This is a genomic window from Rhodovulum sp., assembly GCF_011048875.1.
In the GTDB taxonomy this organism is placed as follows: domain Bacteria; phylum Pseudomonadota; class Alphaproteobacteria; order Rhodobacterales; family Rhodobacteraceae; genus Rhodovulum; species Rhodovulum tesquicola.
Genome location: NZ_DSDD01000281.1, coordinates 1 through 14,935 on the forward strand (window position 1 = coordinate 1; position 14,935 = coordinate 14,935).

The window sequence follows — 14,935 nt, forward strand, 5'->3', positions numbered from 1 at the left end:
GCGCGCTTCTCGCCCGGCCCGCTGCGCGAGGTGCTTGAGACCGCGCTTGGGCCGCTCAGGCTGGGCGATCTGCGCCATGTGCTGGTGATCCCGGCGGTGAACGAGACGCGCGGCCGCGCGGTGCTGTTTCGCAGCCACGACCCCGCCCAGCACCATCTGCGGCTGGTCGATGGGGGGCTGGCCTCGGCCGCGGCCCCGCTATACTTTCCGCGCCATGCGATCGGGGACGAGTTCTTCACCGATGGGGGGGCTGGCCGCGAACGGTCCGGCGCTGGCCGCCGCACTGGACCTGCGTGCGGTTTTCGGGGTGCCGGTCGACTGCCAGAGCGTGCTGTCCCTTGGCACGACGCTGGCCACGCCGCGTCCGCACCCGGCCCGCGCGCGTGCGGCCTGGGGGGCGCTGGACTGGCTCTGGCGCGGCAACCGGCTGCTGGATCTGCCGCTGGGCGGGCAGGTCGATCTGCAGACCGATCTGCTGCGCGGCCTCGGACCCCGCCGCCTGATCGTTCTGGACGAGGAACTGGACCCCGGGAAGGCCGATGCGGTCCATCTGGTCGATGCGGGGCTCGACGCCCGCGCCAAGCTGGCCGAAGCCGCCGCCCGCACCGCTGCCCGCATCCCCCCCGACCTGCGCAAGGATCTGGACCGCCTGCTTGCCCGCCGGCTGGCCTTTGTCAGCGTCCCCGGCGACCTCCGCCCCCGGCCCTGCCTGATCCCGCCCGAGGCGTGATCCGGCCCCGGGGTCGGGTGGCCGGCGGGTGCTGGCCTCGTCGGCGGGGATCGGCATCGCGACGACGGATAACCGCTTGACGGGCGCCGAGCACAAACCTAAGCATGGCGGCGCTTGGCGAGTTGGCGGAGTGGTTACGCAGCGGATTGCAAATCCGTGTACGCCGGTTCGATTCCGGCACTCGCCTCCAGATTTCCTTATAAGCCCTTGAATATAAATGGAATTTATAGGCGGGGGAAACAGAACATGCCCTTTAATCCGCCCTTACCAACTTGGCAATGCGAGCGCCGCGCAAACCGGGTCCGAAACGAACCCAGTTTCCAATGAGACGCGCGGGCGCCTCTAGCCGGTGAACAGCAACTTGCCCTTCACGACCGATCGACCCCCCGCTTGATGCGCCGCCGCGGTCCCGACGGATCGAAGGCACGCGCAACGGCCAGCGGCTCCACGCCTGCCAGGGCGCAAACGATCTCGCCATCAGGGCTTGCGAGCCAAGCCGCGGCGTCCTTATCGCGCAAGGCCAAAAACAACACCGTGCGCCAAAGGGCCAGTTCGGGGTTCAATGCCATGTGAGGCGTCCTCCAATGGGAAGGGGCAGGCCCGAAGGCCTACCCATGGCGCGGCTTGGGTCTTGGGGGTTCTCACTGTCCAACTGGACAGTGACGCCCCGCCCGCTCAGACTGGGGGTTCTCACTGGGCAAATGCCCGGTGACGCCCCGCCCGATCAGAGCTTGCTCACCAGGAACGCGATGCCAGCCGCCTTGCGCTCGACAACGCGACGCCAGTTCGAAGCCAGCGTCAGTTCTGCAATCGTCGGGCTTTCGTCAGCGACGGCGCCTTCAACCCATGTGAACCCGGCCGGATGAATGGCCAGATTGACGCGACTGTGCAGGATTTGCTGGCCGCCGCCGTTGCCCGCGCCAGGGCGGTTCTCGACCTCGGTCCCGGCGGCAATGGCCGGTGCGGTCATGCCCCAGCCGACGGCTCCGGGCGTGAAAAGAACGCTCGTGTAGGCGTCGCCCTGCACCGGCAGAAGGTCATCGACGACAACGGCCATGCCGCGGAAGGTCTGGAAGGGTCGGCCCTGACTGTCTGGGATCGTTTCGACCAGATCGTCCTTGAGTGCCTTCCGGTAAACGTCCGAGTGCAGCGCGATGCCGGTCACGCTGCCCATTTGGTCGCCCAGCGTGCCCGCCGCGTCGATAACCGCCTCTGCGCTGAAAGACGCCGCAGCGCCCGCCTCTCCGGTGACGTCCAGCACCATGTCGGCGTTGTCGTTGGCCACGTTGTCGGCCAAGATGCCGTTCAGGCTGGCAATCAGCCGCCGCTGCGCCTGCCGCGTCCAGTATGCGGTCACCCGGCCCTGAACGCGCGCCATGGCGTCGTCACCGGCCAGTTCGCTGGCAAGGTTCATCGCCGACCACGAAGCGTGCAGGAAAGCCTTGCGCACAACTTGCTTTTCAGCAGTCAGTTTGCGCGGGGTGGCCTCGACCGCCGGGTCGTCATTGGCAATGTCGGCCTCGGCGTCGGACAGGTCGTTCCAGAAGGGCACGGTGAAAGCGTCCGCGCCGGCGGAAAGCTGGCCCTCGATCGCGCCGTTGCGCGTCAGAATGCCAGACCGCACCAGCGCGCTGGCCTCCATCGTGTTTTGGATTACGTAGGGCGTGAACTCCGCAGGGACGATCACGTCCGTAAGGCGTGTGGTGGCCATGATAGCCTCCTCTCATTTTCAGGGAAAAGACGTCAGACCCACAAGGCCGGGACGGTGCCGCGCTGCGGCGAAGGGCGCGCAAGGACCAGCCACAAGCCGCCCTAGCGCGCGGTATCATGTTACCGCAAACCGAAAGGTCCGGCAAGACTTTCCGGGCGGGGTTTGCCCGCGTCGGGATCGGCGACGTGCTCGCCACTCGACCGCGCGCCGCCGCCTTGTGCCGGGCGCAGGGCAACGGCCAAGTCAGGGATCGACGCGCACATGCGGGTGACTTGGTCCAGCGGGACGGGTTCGCCGCCGTCCGTAGGCGTCGCAACGGGCTTGCCATCCTCGCCCAAGGCGAAGGTGAAATGTTCCTCGATAGCAGGGCGCATGTGCCGCCAGGGCAGGCTGAACGCCTCGCCAAGGGTGCGCTCGACCGGCGCATCCAGAAGGGTCTGGCGCATCGTCGCTTCCGCCTCTGCGGCCTTCGCCAGCGCCGCGTCGCGTTCTGCCTCAAGCTCCGCGACCTTGGCTTTCGCCGCCTTCAGTTCGCCCAGCAGTTCCGCGTTCTTGCGCAAAAGCCCGTGGACGTCGTGCCCTTGCTCTTCATTTTCCGTCTCGGCCATGGTCGGACCTCTCAACACAATCCAATTAGCGGTTTCGTTTTCGTGCTAGGCTGTCGCCGCCGCGCATAGGCCACCACGCCCGCAACCGCGTTTGCACGGTCGTCATGGCTGCCCGGCGGGTGATCGATCGAATCACGCCCGGCACGACTGGTGCGCCGCTCCAGCGCGATAAGCTGGCGTTTCAACTTTTCATCGGGCGGCAGTTCCACCGAACCGGAATTCAGCCGCGCAAGCATTTCGAGATAAAGCCCGCTGCGGTCCAGATCGCTAACCTGATAGGTAATATCCCAGCGCATGAACTCATCGCGCGGCCACCGGCCCGCATAGCGGTCGCCATAAACCCGGAATACATCGAAGCCGCGCAAAATCTTGGAATATTCCAGAACAATTTCCGCCGGTGATCCATGCCGCCCGCGCAACAGGTCAATCACAACCGTTTCGCGTTCCAAATGGCCGATTGCGAGGGTGAATTCATCGCCACCGCCTCCCGCGGGATCGACAAATGCAAAATAACTATGCTTCGGCGAGTGCATCAACTCCAGCGGCTTGCAACGCGTTGCCCGCTCGACCATTTCCGGGTCAAGGAAAGAAGAAATGTCGCTGCGGAATTCGGCCAGGTATTCAGCCCGCGCCGCCTCGGGGTCGTCGCGTATGGCCCGCTCGACAATTGCCGGGTCGAGCGTCGGGTTCATGGTCAAAGTCGGCGCTTGCGCCACCAGCACCCGGCCGTCGCCCTCGTCGCCATAGCTTCGCCGGAATGTGTCCCACAACACGCCGCGCCGGGCGTAGGGCGATGACAAGGCAATCAGCCTGCCGCCCAGCGTCGCAAGTGCCGGGCGGATCGCCGCCACAATCTCGCGGTCAGGGCTGGCGCCGTCAGCGTGCCAGAATGCAATTTCATCCAGAATTGCAGCGGCCAAAGTATAACCGCGAACACTGCGGTGGCTGGCCGTTGTGATCTCGATCACGCAACGGTTATTCAGCTCGATCTGCTCGGAATTCTCGCGCAAAACCATGCGGCGCAACATCGGGTTCTCATTCACAAGGCCGCTCGTATATCGCATCACCGCCCGCGCCTGCTTTCTATCTGCGGCGATGACCATCACGGTGGCAACCTCGCCCGGTGCCAGCCTGTCGCGGTAGTCGTGAAACGCCGCCATATACACCGCCAAGAGCGCCGCAACGTGGCTCTTGCCGCCGCGCCTGCCCACGGCCAGCCAAAGTTCCGAGAACGGCCCCTGCGGCGCGCTCCGACGACCTGTGAGGGCCTTGAATGTCGATGCCTCGGCTTCGTCCAGGTCCAGCCCGTGGAAGCCGCTTAGAAGCGCCCGCCACGCCGCGAAACTGTCACCGCCGAAGATGTCGCCGAAAAGCTGCGGATCGAGCATCGCATCGCGGATCGTGATGGTCATCGGCCCGCCCCCGCTTTGGTGGCGATGTAGGCTTGCAGATCGGGCGTCACGTCGCGTGCCTTGCGCTCCAGGCCAAGGTCGGAAAGCAAGCGGCGCAAGGCGTTTGTCGCGGTCGTATAGGCGGCGACGTCCAGGTCCTTGCCCAGCGCCTGATCGGCCTCGGCCTGCTCGCACCAGACGGCCAGCGCCGCCGCGCGCCGGATGATCGCAAATTGCGGCGCGGTCGCGTCACCAGCCAGGTGGTCCATCAGATCGGCGCAAAGCTCTTTGAAGCGCCTGCCGCCGTGCGTGCGCATGTCCACGCCTTGAAGGATCGTGCCTTGCGTCCCTATGCGGGTTGAACCCTCTGGCTTGGGTTTGGTTATATGGCGGCTAGGCTTGGGCATATCCGGCCTTTTAAGGGCAGATGGAAGGGCTGGTTGGCGAAACCATACCACGATAAATCTCTGTAATCATTATTTCATTTTGTTAATGCGGCTGCCATGGCAGGAACCGAACCGCCGTTTCTGTCGGTCTCGCGCAAAAAGAGGCCGGGAAAGGGTGTTATGTCGGGCGGGACATATCGCCATCGAATGCTGCGCTCTCTCGGCCCCCAATAGATAGTTTTGTCACCATTGTCCCTTACGCGCGTGTGGCAATGATTTGTCGCTATGTAAAAAGAGGCCTATTCCTGCCCCTGTGACGTGCGCGCAAGGGACTTTGGTGACAAAACTCATGGCTCGCCCCGGACAAGATCGCGAATAGTGTCGCGCGCCTTTTTGCGGCGTTCCGTCTCTCGGGCGGCGCGATCTGCAAATCTGGCATGAACCGCTGGGTTCACCTGCCAATGCGGGGGCGACGACGGGCGCGGCGGGTCGATCCGGTCCAGCCAGCCAAGCGCGGCCAGCTGTTCCAGTAGCGGGCGAATTTCGTGTTCCCGCAATCCGCGCATGGTGCGGTCGCCCCGTTGCACGTCCCGATTGGTGACCCGGTCCAGTTTGTGTGCCAAGATATGGCCCGCGATTGCGGTCAACCTGTCGTGATCGTCGGACAGGCCCAGCACGCCGCTATAGAACGCAATCGAGTGCGCCAAAAGGAAGCGGTGCAGGAAGTCGGCAACGCGCTGTGCGGTGCCCTCGGTGACTGTGGCGGGCATGTCCTGCCCAGCATGCTCGATGCAATGCCAGATCACGCAAAGCCGCGCGAACATGCCGTCAAACTTCCCGATATGCGACGCCAGTTTTCGGTTGATCGTTTCCAGCGATTGCAAGTCAAGGTGGCGGGCCTCGAGGTCGCGCCGGATAGCTTGCGCCCGGTCATCGAATTCCAGAACGCCCGCGTTCATGAAGCCGGGCGGCTGCATTCGGTGAAGGTGCTCGATCAAGCTGCGATAGCGGCCATTCACCGGCGGCATAGGCTCGTCGCGGCCTATGGTGGCGCTGCGCAGCGTGATAGGGAAAATCCGCTGCAACAGGCCATCGTCAACGGCGTCACCGGCGATCTTGCGCAAAGGTTCGGGCTGGATGCCACCAAGCATGGAAACACTCAAGTTCTCGATGATCGTGGCCCCCCGCCCGACGCGGTTAAGGGCGAATTGTCCGCCGTTAAAGCTGCGCAGCCAAAAGGCGCGATCCGCCTGTGCGCCCTTCCCGCCGTTATATTTGTCCATCGCCCCGAAAAAGCCGCTCAATTCGTCTTGCAAAAGCAGCACGCCCCAGGGGCTCCCCTCCAGGACCTGTTGCGCGGCTTCCACCGTAGCATCCTCAATCCGCAAGCGGGTTTGCGGCGGGGGCGGCCCCGTCCGCTCGGATTTTTCAAGTGCCCAATACGCTGAAACATTCGCCTGCCATTCTCGCATCATCGCAACATCAAGGCGGCATAGCGGCCCGGTTGCGGCGGATATGATCGGGCTTTTCTTGGCAGACGGCGGCCCCATCAGCGCCACCCATAGGCGCGCGCTTTCCGTCCAGTCATCGTGCCGCTTCACCTTGATCTGCACGCGGTCGGGAATTGCCGCTGCACATGTCACCAGCGCGGCCATCGCCAGCCCCGCCGGGTCTGCGCCCATCTGCGCAGCATTGACGCGGGCGAATTCCTCGATGATCGGCGGCAACAAACCGTGCGGCAATTCGGGCGGATCGAAACGACCCCACAGGTCAACAGGGTCGCCAGCCGGGGCCGGTGCCGGTGCCGCAGACGCGCTGGGAGGCTCGCTGGCGGGCGTCTCTCGCTTCGGCTGGGTAAGCCCGGCCTCCCGCGAATAGGCCGCCACCGCCGCCCTGAAGTCGCCGCCATGCTCAAAATGGGCGAACAGATCGAAAGCGTCGCCCCAGCGGTGGCCGCTCCGTGTCTCCGCGCCCAAATTCGCCGCCGCGTCGCTGGCCGAAAGGCTGATCCAGAAGCCGCCGCAATCGCGCGTCGCATAGCTGCCCGACGTTTGGTAGGGACTGCGCCAGTCGCTTGTCGCCCGGTCTTGAGTGTAGCCATAGCGCGCCAGCAGGTCGGCGATGCCATGCGCCGCGTTGAAATGGTCCACGGGCGAAGCGTCACCCGCCGCGACCTTGGCCTTGCGCTCAGCCGCCCGCCGTTCCCGCGCCTCACGGGCTTCGGCCTCAGCGGCGGCCCGTGCCTCCCGCGTGGCGTCCCGGCGGCGCGTAATCGCATGGTCCGTCAGGTCAAGGCGCCCCGAGCCTTTCTGGATTGCCCGCTCGTAAAAGGCGCCGCGGTTCGGCAGATACACCAACTGCGCAGGCCTCGCCAACGCTCGATCAGGGACAAGGCGACCGCCGCTGGCCTCGGTCAGCAGATCGAAGAACGCGTTTTGCGTGTCGCTGAAGTCCTCGCCCGACACAGGCGCCTTGAGCGGGACCAGCGCCCGCCATTTGCGATTGTCTGCGGTCGCGCTGCGGGTCGAGTAAACGACCAAGGCGACGTCGCCGATGACCTTGGTCAGCGCTCCGACGACCTCGCTAAGCGACAAGTTTCCTTGGTCAACGTCCAGCGTCAGCCAATGGAATTTCCCCTTGGCGCGCTGGACCTCGTGGCTGCGGGCGTCGTGCTCCCGATACGTCGTCGGAAGGAACCACTGGGCGTCTTCCTTCGGCCGGGACGGCGGCTCTTTGGCCATTCGGACAATGTCGGCGCCGGTCAACGCTTCGTAAGGCTGCCCCGCGCCAAGATGCGGGTTTGCCCGGCCGTCGGACAGCGTCAGGGCGTGCGTGTCCCGTTGGCCGTATCCAGACGCGAAGACGGGAATGTTGTTTTCTGTGTGCATTTTAATGCCTCAGGAATTCTTGCCCGAGGCGCGGCTGCGTGCTAAACAGTGCACACTTGCATTTGGTTTAGCCTGCCCTTGCCCCGTCCGCGCCTGTGTGCGGGCGGGTTTTTTACGCTTGGCTTTTCTCGGCCTGTGCCGCTTCCCAGGCCTCGAGATCGGCCAGGCGCCAAAAATTATGGCGATTAATTTTGATGGGCTGCGGAAAGCCCAGATTCGGATCACGAACCCAACGCCAGATTGTGACGTGGGTTCGCCGATAGCGCGCCTGAACTTGCGGGCCGGTCAGGAATGTTTGTTCGATCATTGCATGGCTCCACTTGATGCCTGCCATGCAATTTGACGATGTTTCAAAATATTACAGGGTGAGAATTAAACGGGTTTGCTCACCCTATTTTTCGCGCGCCGGCGAGATTTTTTCCAATAGGTTTTCAGCGTTTCTTCATTCATTGAAGGGTGCATCTGCAAATATAATTTTTGCGCCTTGTATGCCGAGCATCCCATTATTCGCATGATATAACGTATCTGACTGACTATTCCCGCTTCCATTTGAACCTGACTGAACGTGCGTTTGTTGCCCGGCCTTTTAGGCAATTCATTGCGCAAGTGCGCTGCTAGAAACGCCCGAAAGTCCGGCGGCAAATCTCCCCCAGCTTCGATATGTTTCGCCATTGGCTCTACTTCGCCGTCCATCGCTCGCCACAAAATATCAATAATCGCAAAGTCGACCATGCCGCGCCCCCTGTATCTGCACTACCTTTTCGGCCTCTTTCCCGTTCAAAAAGTCACCCCATGCGGCCATCATGTGACGCCGCTTTTCCACCTGATCCGCGCGGTTATAGGCCTGCGCAACCTTCGATCCGACCTTGTGAAACAGCGCCACCTCGGCCAGATCGCCGTCAAAGGCGGTGCGCTCGGCAACCCATGTTCTGAATGCGCTGCGCAACCCATGTGGCACGGCCTGTTCGCCGGTCTTGGCGTCCACAAAGCCCTTTCCGCCTGCTTTCAGATCGGCCTCATGGATGGCGCGCATGACCTTGCCCATGGTCGCATCGGAAAGCGCCCCGCCGCGCGGCGCCCAGAACACAAGGTTCGATCCGTCCAGCCTTGGCAGACTTTCCAGCAGCGCCACCATGTCATCGGTCAGCGGAATGCGCTTGGGGGTATCGCTGGCCGGTATCTTGCTCGATTGCCGCCCCGGCTGGATTGTCCAGACCTTCGCCTTCAGGTCGATCTCATCCCATGTTGCAAACCGGATCGCGCCGGATCGTGTCGCGGTCATGGCCTGAAACGCCAGCGCCTTGGCCCCCATGCCCTCGCGGCCCTGCAATGCCTGCCACCAGCGCGCCACGTCATCCAGCTGCAGGGCCGGGTAATTCTCGGCCCCCGCAACCTTGGAAGGCGCGGGCAGAACCATATCGAGATTGCCTTTCCAGCGCGCCGGATTGTCGCCTTTGCGGTAGCCCTGCACGGCGGCATAGGCCAGCACCTTTTCGACACGTTCCCGCACCTTCACCGCCGTGACGCTCTTGCTATCCCATAGAGGGGTCAGAACGCGCAGCACGTCCTGCAGTCCAATGTCCTGAACCGCCATCTTGCCCAACTCGGGCAGGGCGTAAAGTTCAACGGTGCGCCGCCATTGCCTCCGGTAACGCTCGGTCGAGAATTCCTTGACCTTCTGCTCGGCGAATTTCTCCCACGCCTCGGCAAATGTCATGCCGCGCCGCGCAGAGGCTATCAGCGCCGCCTGTGCGGCCTTTCGTTCTGCTATGGGATCAATGCCCGCTTCCAGCTTGGCCTTGGCCTCTCGCGCCTTGTCACGCGCTGCACCGGGCAACACGTCGGGATATGGCCCCAGTCCAATTTCACGTTTCTTGCGCCCGCGCTCGATCTTGCCATCTGCCCGCGTGCGTTCAGCCCATTCGCCATATCGCGTGCGCAAAACCCACGACTTCGCGCCGCTCGGCCATATCTGGATATGCAAGCCCGAGACACCACCCACGGCCACCTTTACAGGACGCTTGCCGCCGGGGTGTTTCAGGTTCTTGATCTGTGCCGGCGTCAGTTCCTCGGCTCTTGGTGGCATATCGGCCCGCCCTTCATCCTGCCCTTAGTCATGTTCTGCAAGGTAAGGCAATGAAAGGCGATGAACAAGGGGGCGCATCAAATATCCATGAAATGAAGGGCTTGCGTGACATCAAGAGACACGACGAAAGCCCGGGTTGGCTCCGGCACTCGCCTCCAGTCCCTTTCATTGGGTGACGCTCCTCGGTCCGCTGCGCGGGTCGATGGCGGCGTTCGGCCGATATGTCGGCCAGCGGACCATCGGCGTGCCGCGTTGACTCGGCCGCGGCCGGCCATCGGGCGTCGGCGGGCGCGGCGGGTCGGGAACCTGTCTTCGCCTCAGTCGAAGCTCATCCGGCCCAGATCGTCGGGAACGATCAGGGTGGCCGTCGTGGCCGCGCGGATGTCCTCGACGCTGACACCCGGACCGGTTTCGCGAAGCACCAGCCCGTCATCAGTGGGTTCGATCACCGCCATCTCGGTCACGATCAGGCTGACCCGGCGGGCGGCGGTCAGGGGCAGGGTGCATTCCGGCACGATCTTGGGCGCGCCTTTCGCCGAATGGACCATCGCCACCACCACGCGCTTCGCGCCCGTGACAAGGTCCATCGCGCCGCCCATGCCGGGCACCATCCGGCCGGGCACCATCCAGTTGGCCAGATGCCCCCTTTCGTCCACCTGCAACCCGCCCAGCACGGTCATGTCCAGATGGCCGCCGCGGATCAGTCCGAAGCTCATCGCGCTGTCGATCGAGGCGGCGCCCGGAACGGCGGTGACGAACCCGCCGCCCGCATCGGTCAGGTCGCGGTCCTCCATCCCCTCGGGCGGGCGGGAGCCGAGGCCGATCACGCCATTCTCCGCCTGGAAGAAGACCTGCAGGCCATCGGGAACGAAGCTGGCCACCATCGAGGGCAGGCCGATGCCGAGATTGACCAGCATGCCTGCGCGAAGCTCCTGCGCGACGCGGCGGGCGATGATTTCCTTGGCGTCCATCAATGCGCCCTTTCCAGCAGGTAATCGACCAGCACCCCCGGCGTCTTGACCGCGTCAGGCGAGATCACGCCAACGGGCATGATGTGATGCGGCTCGGCGATCACCGTGTCGGCGGCCAGCGCCATCACCGGGTTGAAGTTATGCGCGGTCAGACTGTATTCGAGATTGCCGACGCAATCGGCATGTCGCGCGTCCAGCAGGGCGAAATCGCCGCGGATCGGCCGTTCCAGCAGGAACTTGCGCCCGTCGATCTCGATGACCTGCTTGCCCTCTTCGACCAGCGTGCCCACGCCCGTCGGGGTCAGCACGCCGCCCAGCCCGACGCCACCGGCGCGGATGCGCTCGACCAGCGTGCCCTGGGGGACCAGTTCGACCTCCATCTCGCCGGAGATCATCTTCTGCTGGGTGACGGGGTTCAGGCCGATATGGCTGACGATGGCCTTGTCGACCAGCCCGGCGTCGATCAGCTTGCCCACGCCCTCGCCGGGGCGGCAGGTGTCATTGTTGACGAGGGTCAGCCCGCCGACGCCGCGCGCCACGATGGCGTCGATCAGCCGGTGGGGCGAGCCCACCCCCATGAACCCCCCGATCAGCAACACCGCGCCTTCGGGGATCATCTCGGCGGCCTCTTCGGGCTTCAGTGCTCGTTTCACACAGGCCTCTCCTGGGCTGTGGGTCTGTCGGGTGCGGTGCCCGGTGCGGCGCAGGAGATGCGCCGGGCGTCCCGGCGCACGATCCCGGCGCGGGACCGGGTGGCCTGATGCGTCATTCGGCCGCCGGGTTTTCTGCGGTCCTGCGGCGCGGCGGCGCGGGGCGCGGGGCCTGCTGTGCCGGGGCCAGCGGATCGTCCGGCACGTCGCCCATCACCGGGGGCAGGTCCAGCACCGCGCGGAAACGGTTCAGCATCTCCAGCGTGTGGGGCGCCATCTCGTCGATCGGGCCAGGGACATATTGCGCCACGCGGCAGGCCAGCTCGCGCTCTGCGGGGTCCTTCAGCAGATGGGGCAGCGTGGCGATCGCGCCCTCGGGGTCATAGGTCACGATCAGGGTCTGTTCGTGGATGATCCGGGCGCGCGAGTCCATCGGCAGCGTGGCGAAGGGAGCATCCTGGTTCAGCACCCGCGCCGAGCGTTCCAGCCGGTCGCGGCGCACCGCGCCCCGGCTTTCGGCCAGCAGCACCAGCATCCGGATCACCGCCTCGACGAAGCCGCCCCGGTCCATGTAGGACAGCACCGTCTGCACCATCGGCAGCGCGCGCAATTCCTCGACCGTCTTGCGGGTGCGCCGCACCGCCTCGGGGGCGCCGAAGGCCCGCGCCCAGGGGTTGTTCCACATCGCGAAGAAGGTCAGTTCATAGGCCGCATCGCGCATGTCCCGGGCCAGGTCGATCCATTGCTCAATGATGTCGGCCGCGAATTTCTCCATGTGAAGAAAGGGGTTGTCGGGTGCGGCCCTGTTGCGGTCCTCACGCACCCTTTGCGCGGCGGCGGTGATCGGGGCCAGCGCGGGGTTCAGCGAGGACATCCCGGCGCGTTGCGTGCGCAGCGGGTGGAACTTGCGCGTGGCCTCGGCGATCTCGGGGCTGACCATGGTTCGCAGCACGGGCCGGAGCAGCGTGTCATAGGCCTCGGACTGCATCCGGCTGGCGCGGCTGACGGCGGCGAAGGCGTCCTCTTCGGAACGGTCGCCCGACAGCTTGCCGAGATCCTCGAAGCTGCGCTCGGCGAAGGAGACGAGGAATTTCTTGTCCTGTCCCTTTCCTTCGGTCGCGTCGATCTTCATCTCGTAGAGGCCCGGCGCCAGCGCCTCGATGGTCTTGAGCGTCGAGGACACCTCGGCATGTTCCTTCCTGGCGATCTTGGAGGAGACGAAGATGCCCAGATGCCCCACCTCTTCGTGGACCATGTAGACGATGCGCTGACCGCGGATGCGGATCTCGTCCACATTCGCATAGGCGTCGAGGATCCAGTTGAGCGCCTGTTGCGGCGGCGTGATGTTGTCGCCATGGCTGGCGAAGACGATGATGGGCGCCCGGATCGCCTTGATGTCGACAAGGCGGCCGGGTTCCAGCATCGCGGTGTTCTTGGTCAGCCGGTTGCCGATGAAGAGCTGTTCGACGATCCAGCGGATCTCGGGCTCGTTCAGCATGAAGAAGCCGCCCCACCAGCGTTCGAATTCGAGGAACCGCTGGATGGCGGTGTCGTCGTCGACGCTGGTGAATATGTCGTAATACTTGCGGAACCAGGTGCGTCCCGGGTTCAGCATCTCGAAATTCATCACCAGGTTCGCGCCGTCGAACTTGCCCCCGCCGAGATCCGACCACAGCATCGGCTGCCAGGTGCCGCCGAGCAGGCCGCCATTGTAGCGCATCGGGTGGCGGCCCACCTCGCCCGACCAGGTCGCGGCCGGGGCGCCGTTCAGCACGATGGGTCCCGTCAGGTCGGGATTCGTCGCCGCCAGCAGCAGCGTGGCCCAACCGCCCTGGCAGTTGCCGGTGATCACGGGCTTGGACGCGTTCGGGTGGCGGCGGGTCACCTCGCGGACGAATTCGGCCTCGGCGCGGGTGACATCGGCCAGCGTCTGGCCGGGCTCGGGGTCGCGCTTGAAGGCGACGAAATAGACCGGGTGGCCGTTCTTGAGCGCCACGCCGACCTGGCTGTCGGGCTTGAACCCGCCGATGCCGCCGCCATGGCCCGCGCGCGGGTCGATGATGATATAGGGGCGCTTGTTCTCGCGCACCTCGACGCCCTCGGGCGGAACGATCCGCAGCAGCTGGTAGTTGCAGGGATGGTCGAGCGTGGCGCCATCGACGATCACCTCGTAGTCGTAGATCAGAACGGGCGGGCAGCCCGCCTCCTCGTGCGCACGGAAGATGTCGCCGCGCTGGCGCAGCACTTCCATCATCAGCACCCAGCGTTCGGCCGCGTCGCGCAGGTAGTCGCGATAATGGGTGGCGATCCGGGCGGGCGTCAGCTCGGAACCGGGTTCGCGCGCCGTGGACACGAGGCCGCCGACATCTTTGACAAGCTTGCGGGCGCGCCTGGAATGGTCGTGGAAGATCGTATCGCCGTGGCGCGCGGCCACCCGGCGCAGCAGGTCGGCGTTTTCAAAGGCCGCGTCGGCCTGCGCCCCCGCCTGGCCAAGCCGGTCCCAGGTCAGTTCGCCGGTGCCGCTTACGAGGGTGCCCAGCATGTCCGACGGGTCATACTCTGACTTGCGGTGGGATTTTCGGGTCATTGCGCGCTCCTTCAGGCGACGATGGAATAGCCGCCGTCGATGGGATGAACCCCGCCGGTGACGTTCGATGCCTCCCGGCTGGCAAGAAAGGCGCAATAGGCGCCGACATCGTCGATCGTGGCCAGATGATGGGTGGGCGCGCGCCGCGCCGCCGAATCCAGCAATTCGTCGAACTCGGCGATGCCAGAGGCCGCCCGCGTGGCCAGCGGTCCGGGGCTGAGTGCGTGGACCGAGATCCGCTTGGGCCCCAGTTCAGCGGCGGCATAGCGCACCGCCGATTCCAGCGCGGCCTTGACCGGACCCATGATGTTGTAATGCGCGACCACGCGGGACGCCCCCTGGAAGGACACCGTGATGCAGGTGCCGCCCTCGGGCATCAGCGGTTCGGCGCGGCGGATCATCCGCAGGAAGGAATGCACCGAGATGTCCATGGCCAGTCCGAACCCCTCGGCCGAGCAATCGACGACGCGTCCATGCAGGTCGTCGCGCGGGCAGAAGGCGATGGAATGCAACAGCGTGTCCAGGCGGCCCCATTTCTGCGCGATCTCGGCGAAGAGCGCGTCCATCTGGTCCGCGTCGCGCACATCCAGCGGGGCGACGAACTCTGCGCCCAGATCCTCGGCCAGCGGCCGGACATGGGGTTCGGCCTTGTCGTTCAGCCAGGTGACGGCCAGTTTCGCGCCCTGCGCCTTAAGCGCCCTGGCGCAGCCCCAGGCGATGGACTGGTCATTCGCAATCCCGACCACCAGCGCGGTCTGACCTTCGAGAGAAAACATGACGCCCCCACGTTTCTGAACCCGCAGCCTAGAGTCGACCGCGACCAAGTTGAATCTTTGGGATTCACATCCGGGGTGATTTCTGATTCATGCTGACTGCCGTGAAGGAGGTCGGCATGGATGGGGAAACCGTATTCTTCTGATTTGCGCC

Annotated in this window: 14 protein-coding genes, 1 tRNA gene and 1 pseudogene; 3 read left to right on the top strand and 13 right to left on the bottom strand. The window is 64.8% G+C overall.

Annotated features, from left to right (window positions below):
* Window positions 1-30: 30 nt before the first annotated feature.
* From ENN83_RS17150 to ENN83_RS09830, 3 genes and pseudogenes are all read left to right on the top strand, one after another.
* A pseudogene (locus ENN83_RS17150) lies at window positions 31-192 on the top strand (hypothetical protein); the annotation flags it as partial.
* Window positions 193-241: 49 nt separating this feature from the next.
* Window positions 242-730 (top strand): hypothetical protein, encoded by a 489-nt coding sequence (locus ENN83_RS09825; RefSeq protein ID WP_287186426.1) that lies wholly within the window; start codon window positions 242-244, stop codon window positions 728-730.
* Window positions 731-846: 116 nt separating this feature from the next.
* Window positions 847-920: transfer RNA gene (locus tag ENN83_RS09830), tRNA-Cys, on the top strand.
* Between the two features lie 178 nt (window positions 921-1,098).
* Here the strand turns inward: ENN83_RS09830 and ENN83_RS09835 are convergent.
* The 13 genes from ENN83_RS09835 to fabI form a co-directional block, all read right to left on the bottom strand.
* Window positions 1,099-1,299, bottom strand: a complete 201-nt coding sequence (locus tag ENN83_RS09835; RefSeq protein ID WP_287186429.1) for a hypothetical protein — start codon at window positions 1,297-1,299, stop codon at window positions 1,099-1,101.
* Window positions 1,300-1,454: 155 nt separating this feature from the next.
* Window positions 1,455-2,441, bottom strand: a complete 987-nt coding sequence (locus ENN83_RS09840; protein ID WP_287186432.1) for a hypothetical protein — start codon at window positions 2,439-2,441, stop codon at window positions 1,455-1,457.
* Window positions 2,442-2,560: 119 nt separating this feature from the next.
* Window positions 2,561-3,049: a hypothetical protein gene (locus ENN83_RS09845; RefSeq protein ID WP_287186435.1), complete on the bottom strand. Its 489-nt coding sequence runs from the start codon at window positions 3,047-3,049 to the stop codon at window positions 2,561-2,563.
* 11 nt (window positions 3,050-3,060) lie between these two features.
* A complete protein-coding gene (locus ENN83_RS09850; protein WP_287186437.1) occupies window positions 3,061-4,461 on the bottom strand; it encodes a hypothetical protein in 1,401 nt (466 codons plus the stop codon).
* Window positions 4,458-4,757 (bottom strand): hypothetical protein, encoded by a 300-nt coding sequence (locus ENN83_RS09855; protein WP_287186440.1) that lies wholly within the window; start codon window positions 4,755-4,757, stop codon window positions 4,458-4,460. The genes ENN83_RS09850 and ENN83_RS09855 overlap by 4 nt, the downstream gene beginning before the upstream one ends.
* 416 nt (window positions 4,758-5,173) lie before the next feature.
* The gene (locus tag ENN83_RS09860) at window positions 5,174-7,714 is read right to left on the bottom strand and encodes a DUF3987 domain-containing protein (protein ID WP_287186443.1); all 2,541 of its coding nucleotides are present in this window, start codon (window positions 7,712-7,714) and stop codon (window positions 5,174-5,176) included.
* Window positions 7,715-7,826: 112 nt separating this feature from the next.
* A complete protein-coding gene (locus ENN83_RS09865) occupies window positions 7,827-8,048 on the bottom strand; it encodes a helix-turn-helix transcriptional regulator (protein ID WP_287186446.1) in 222 nt (73 codons plus the stop codon).
* Between the two features lie 38 nt (window positions 8,049-8,086).
* On the bottom strand, window positions 8,087-8,446 hold the full coding sequence (locus ENN83_RS09870) for a hypothetical protein (RefSeq protein WP_287186449.1): 360 nt from the start codon (window positions 8,444-8,446) through the stop codon (window positions 8,087-8,089).
* A complete protein-coding gene (locus ENN83_RS09875) occupies window positions 8,424-9,800 on the bottom strand; it encodes a tyrosine-type recombinase/integrase (RefSeq protein ID WP_287186452.1) in 1,377 nt (458 codons plus the stop codon). The genes ENN83_RS09870 and ENN83_RS09875 overlap by 23 nt, the downstream gene beginning before the upstream one ends.
* A 317-nt stretch (window positions 9,801-10,117) precedes the next feature.
* Window positions 10,118-10,771, bottom strand: a complete 654-nt coding sequence (locus ENN83_RS09880) for a 3-oxoacid CoA-transferase subunit B (protein WP_287186454.1) — start codon at window positions 10,769-10,771, stop codon at window positions 10,118-10,120.
* The gene (locus ENN83_RS09885; RefSeq protein ID WP_287186457.1) at window positions 10,771-11,424 is read right to left on the bottom strand and encodes a 3-oxoacid CoA-transferase subunit A; all 654 of its coding nucleotides are present in this window, start codon (window positions 11,422-11,424) and stop codon (window positions 10,771-10,773) included. Before ENN83_RS09885 ends, ENN83_RS09880 begins: the two co-directional genes overlap by 1 nt.
* Before the next feature lie 112 nt (window positions 11,425-11,536).
* The gene (locus tag ENN83_RS09890) at window positions 11,537-14,008 is read right to left on the bottom strand and encodes a DUF3141 domain-containing protein (protein ID WP_287186459.1); all 2,472 of its coding nucleotides are present in this window, start codon (window positions 14,006-14,008) and stop codon (window positions 11,537-11,539) included.
* 11 nt (window positions 14,009-14,019) lie between these two features.
* Window positions 14,020-14,784 carry an enoyl-ACP reductase FabI gene (gene fabI, locus ENN83_RS09895; protein WP_287186462.1) on the bottom strand — a complete coding sequence of 255 codons (765 nt, stop codon included), beginning with the start codon at window positions 14,782-14,784 and terminating at the stop codon, window positions 14,020-14,022.
* Between the last annotated feature and the right edge of the window lie 151 nt (window positions 14,785-14,935).

Bases quoted from the DNA above. Each gene is read 5' to 3' on its own strand.
- ENN83_RS09865 (WP_287186446.1), bottom strand. From the start codon at position 8,048: ATGGCAGGCATCAAGTGGAGCCATGCAATGATCGAACAAACATTCCTG.
- ENN83_RS09875 (WP_287186452.1), bottom strand. From the start codon at position 9,800: ATGCCACCAAGAGCCGAGGAACTGACGCCGGCACAGATCAAGAACCTG.
- ENN83_RS09860 (WP_287186443.1), bottom strand. From the start codon at position 7,714: ATGCACACAGAAAACAACATTCCCGTCTTCGCGTCTGGATACGGCCAA.
- ENN83_RS09840 (WP_287186432.1), bottom strand. From the start codon at position 2,441: ATGGCCACCACACGCCTTACGGACGTGATCGTCCCTGCGGAGTTCACG.
- ENN83_RS09845 (WP_287186435.1), bottom strand. From the start codon at position 3,049: ATGGCCGAGACGGAAAATGAAGAGCAAGGGCACGACGTCCACGGGCTT.
- ENN83_RS09890 (WP_287186459.1), bottom strand. From the start codon at position 14,008: ATGACCCGAAAATCCCACCGCAAGTCAGAGTATGACCCGTCGGACATG.
- ENN83_RS09825 (WP_287186426.1), top strand. From the start codon at position 242: ATGGGGGGGCTGGCCGCGAACGGTCCGGCGCTGGCCGCCGCACTGGAC.
- fabI (WP_287186462.1), bottom strand. From the start codon at position 14,784: ATGTTTTCTCTCGAAGGTCAGACCGCGCTGGTGGTCGGGATTGCGAAT.
- ENN83_RS09835 (WP_287186429.1), bottom strand. From the start codon at position 1,299: ATGGCATTGAACCCCGAACTGGCCCTTTGGCGCACGGTGTTGTTTTTG.
- ENN83_RS09855 (WP_287186440.1), bottom strand. From the start codon at position 4,757: ATGCGCACGCACGGCGGCAGGCGCTTCAAAGAGCTTTGCGCCGATCTG.
- ENN83_RS09850 (WP_287186437.1), bottom strand. From the start codon at position 4,461: ATGACCATCACGATCCGCGATGCGATGCTCGATCCGCAGCTTTTCGGC.
- ENN83_RS09880 (WP_287186454.1), bottom strand. From the start codon at position 10,771: ATGGACGCCAAGGAAATCATCGCCCGCCGCGTCGCGCAGGAGCTTCGC.
- ENN83_RS09870 (WP_287186449.1), bottom strand. From the start codon at position 8,446: ATGGTCGACTTTGCGATTATTGATATTTTGTGGCGAGCGATGGACGGC.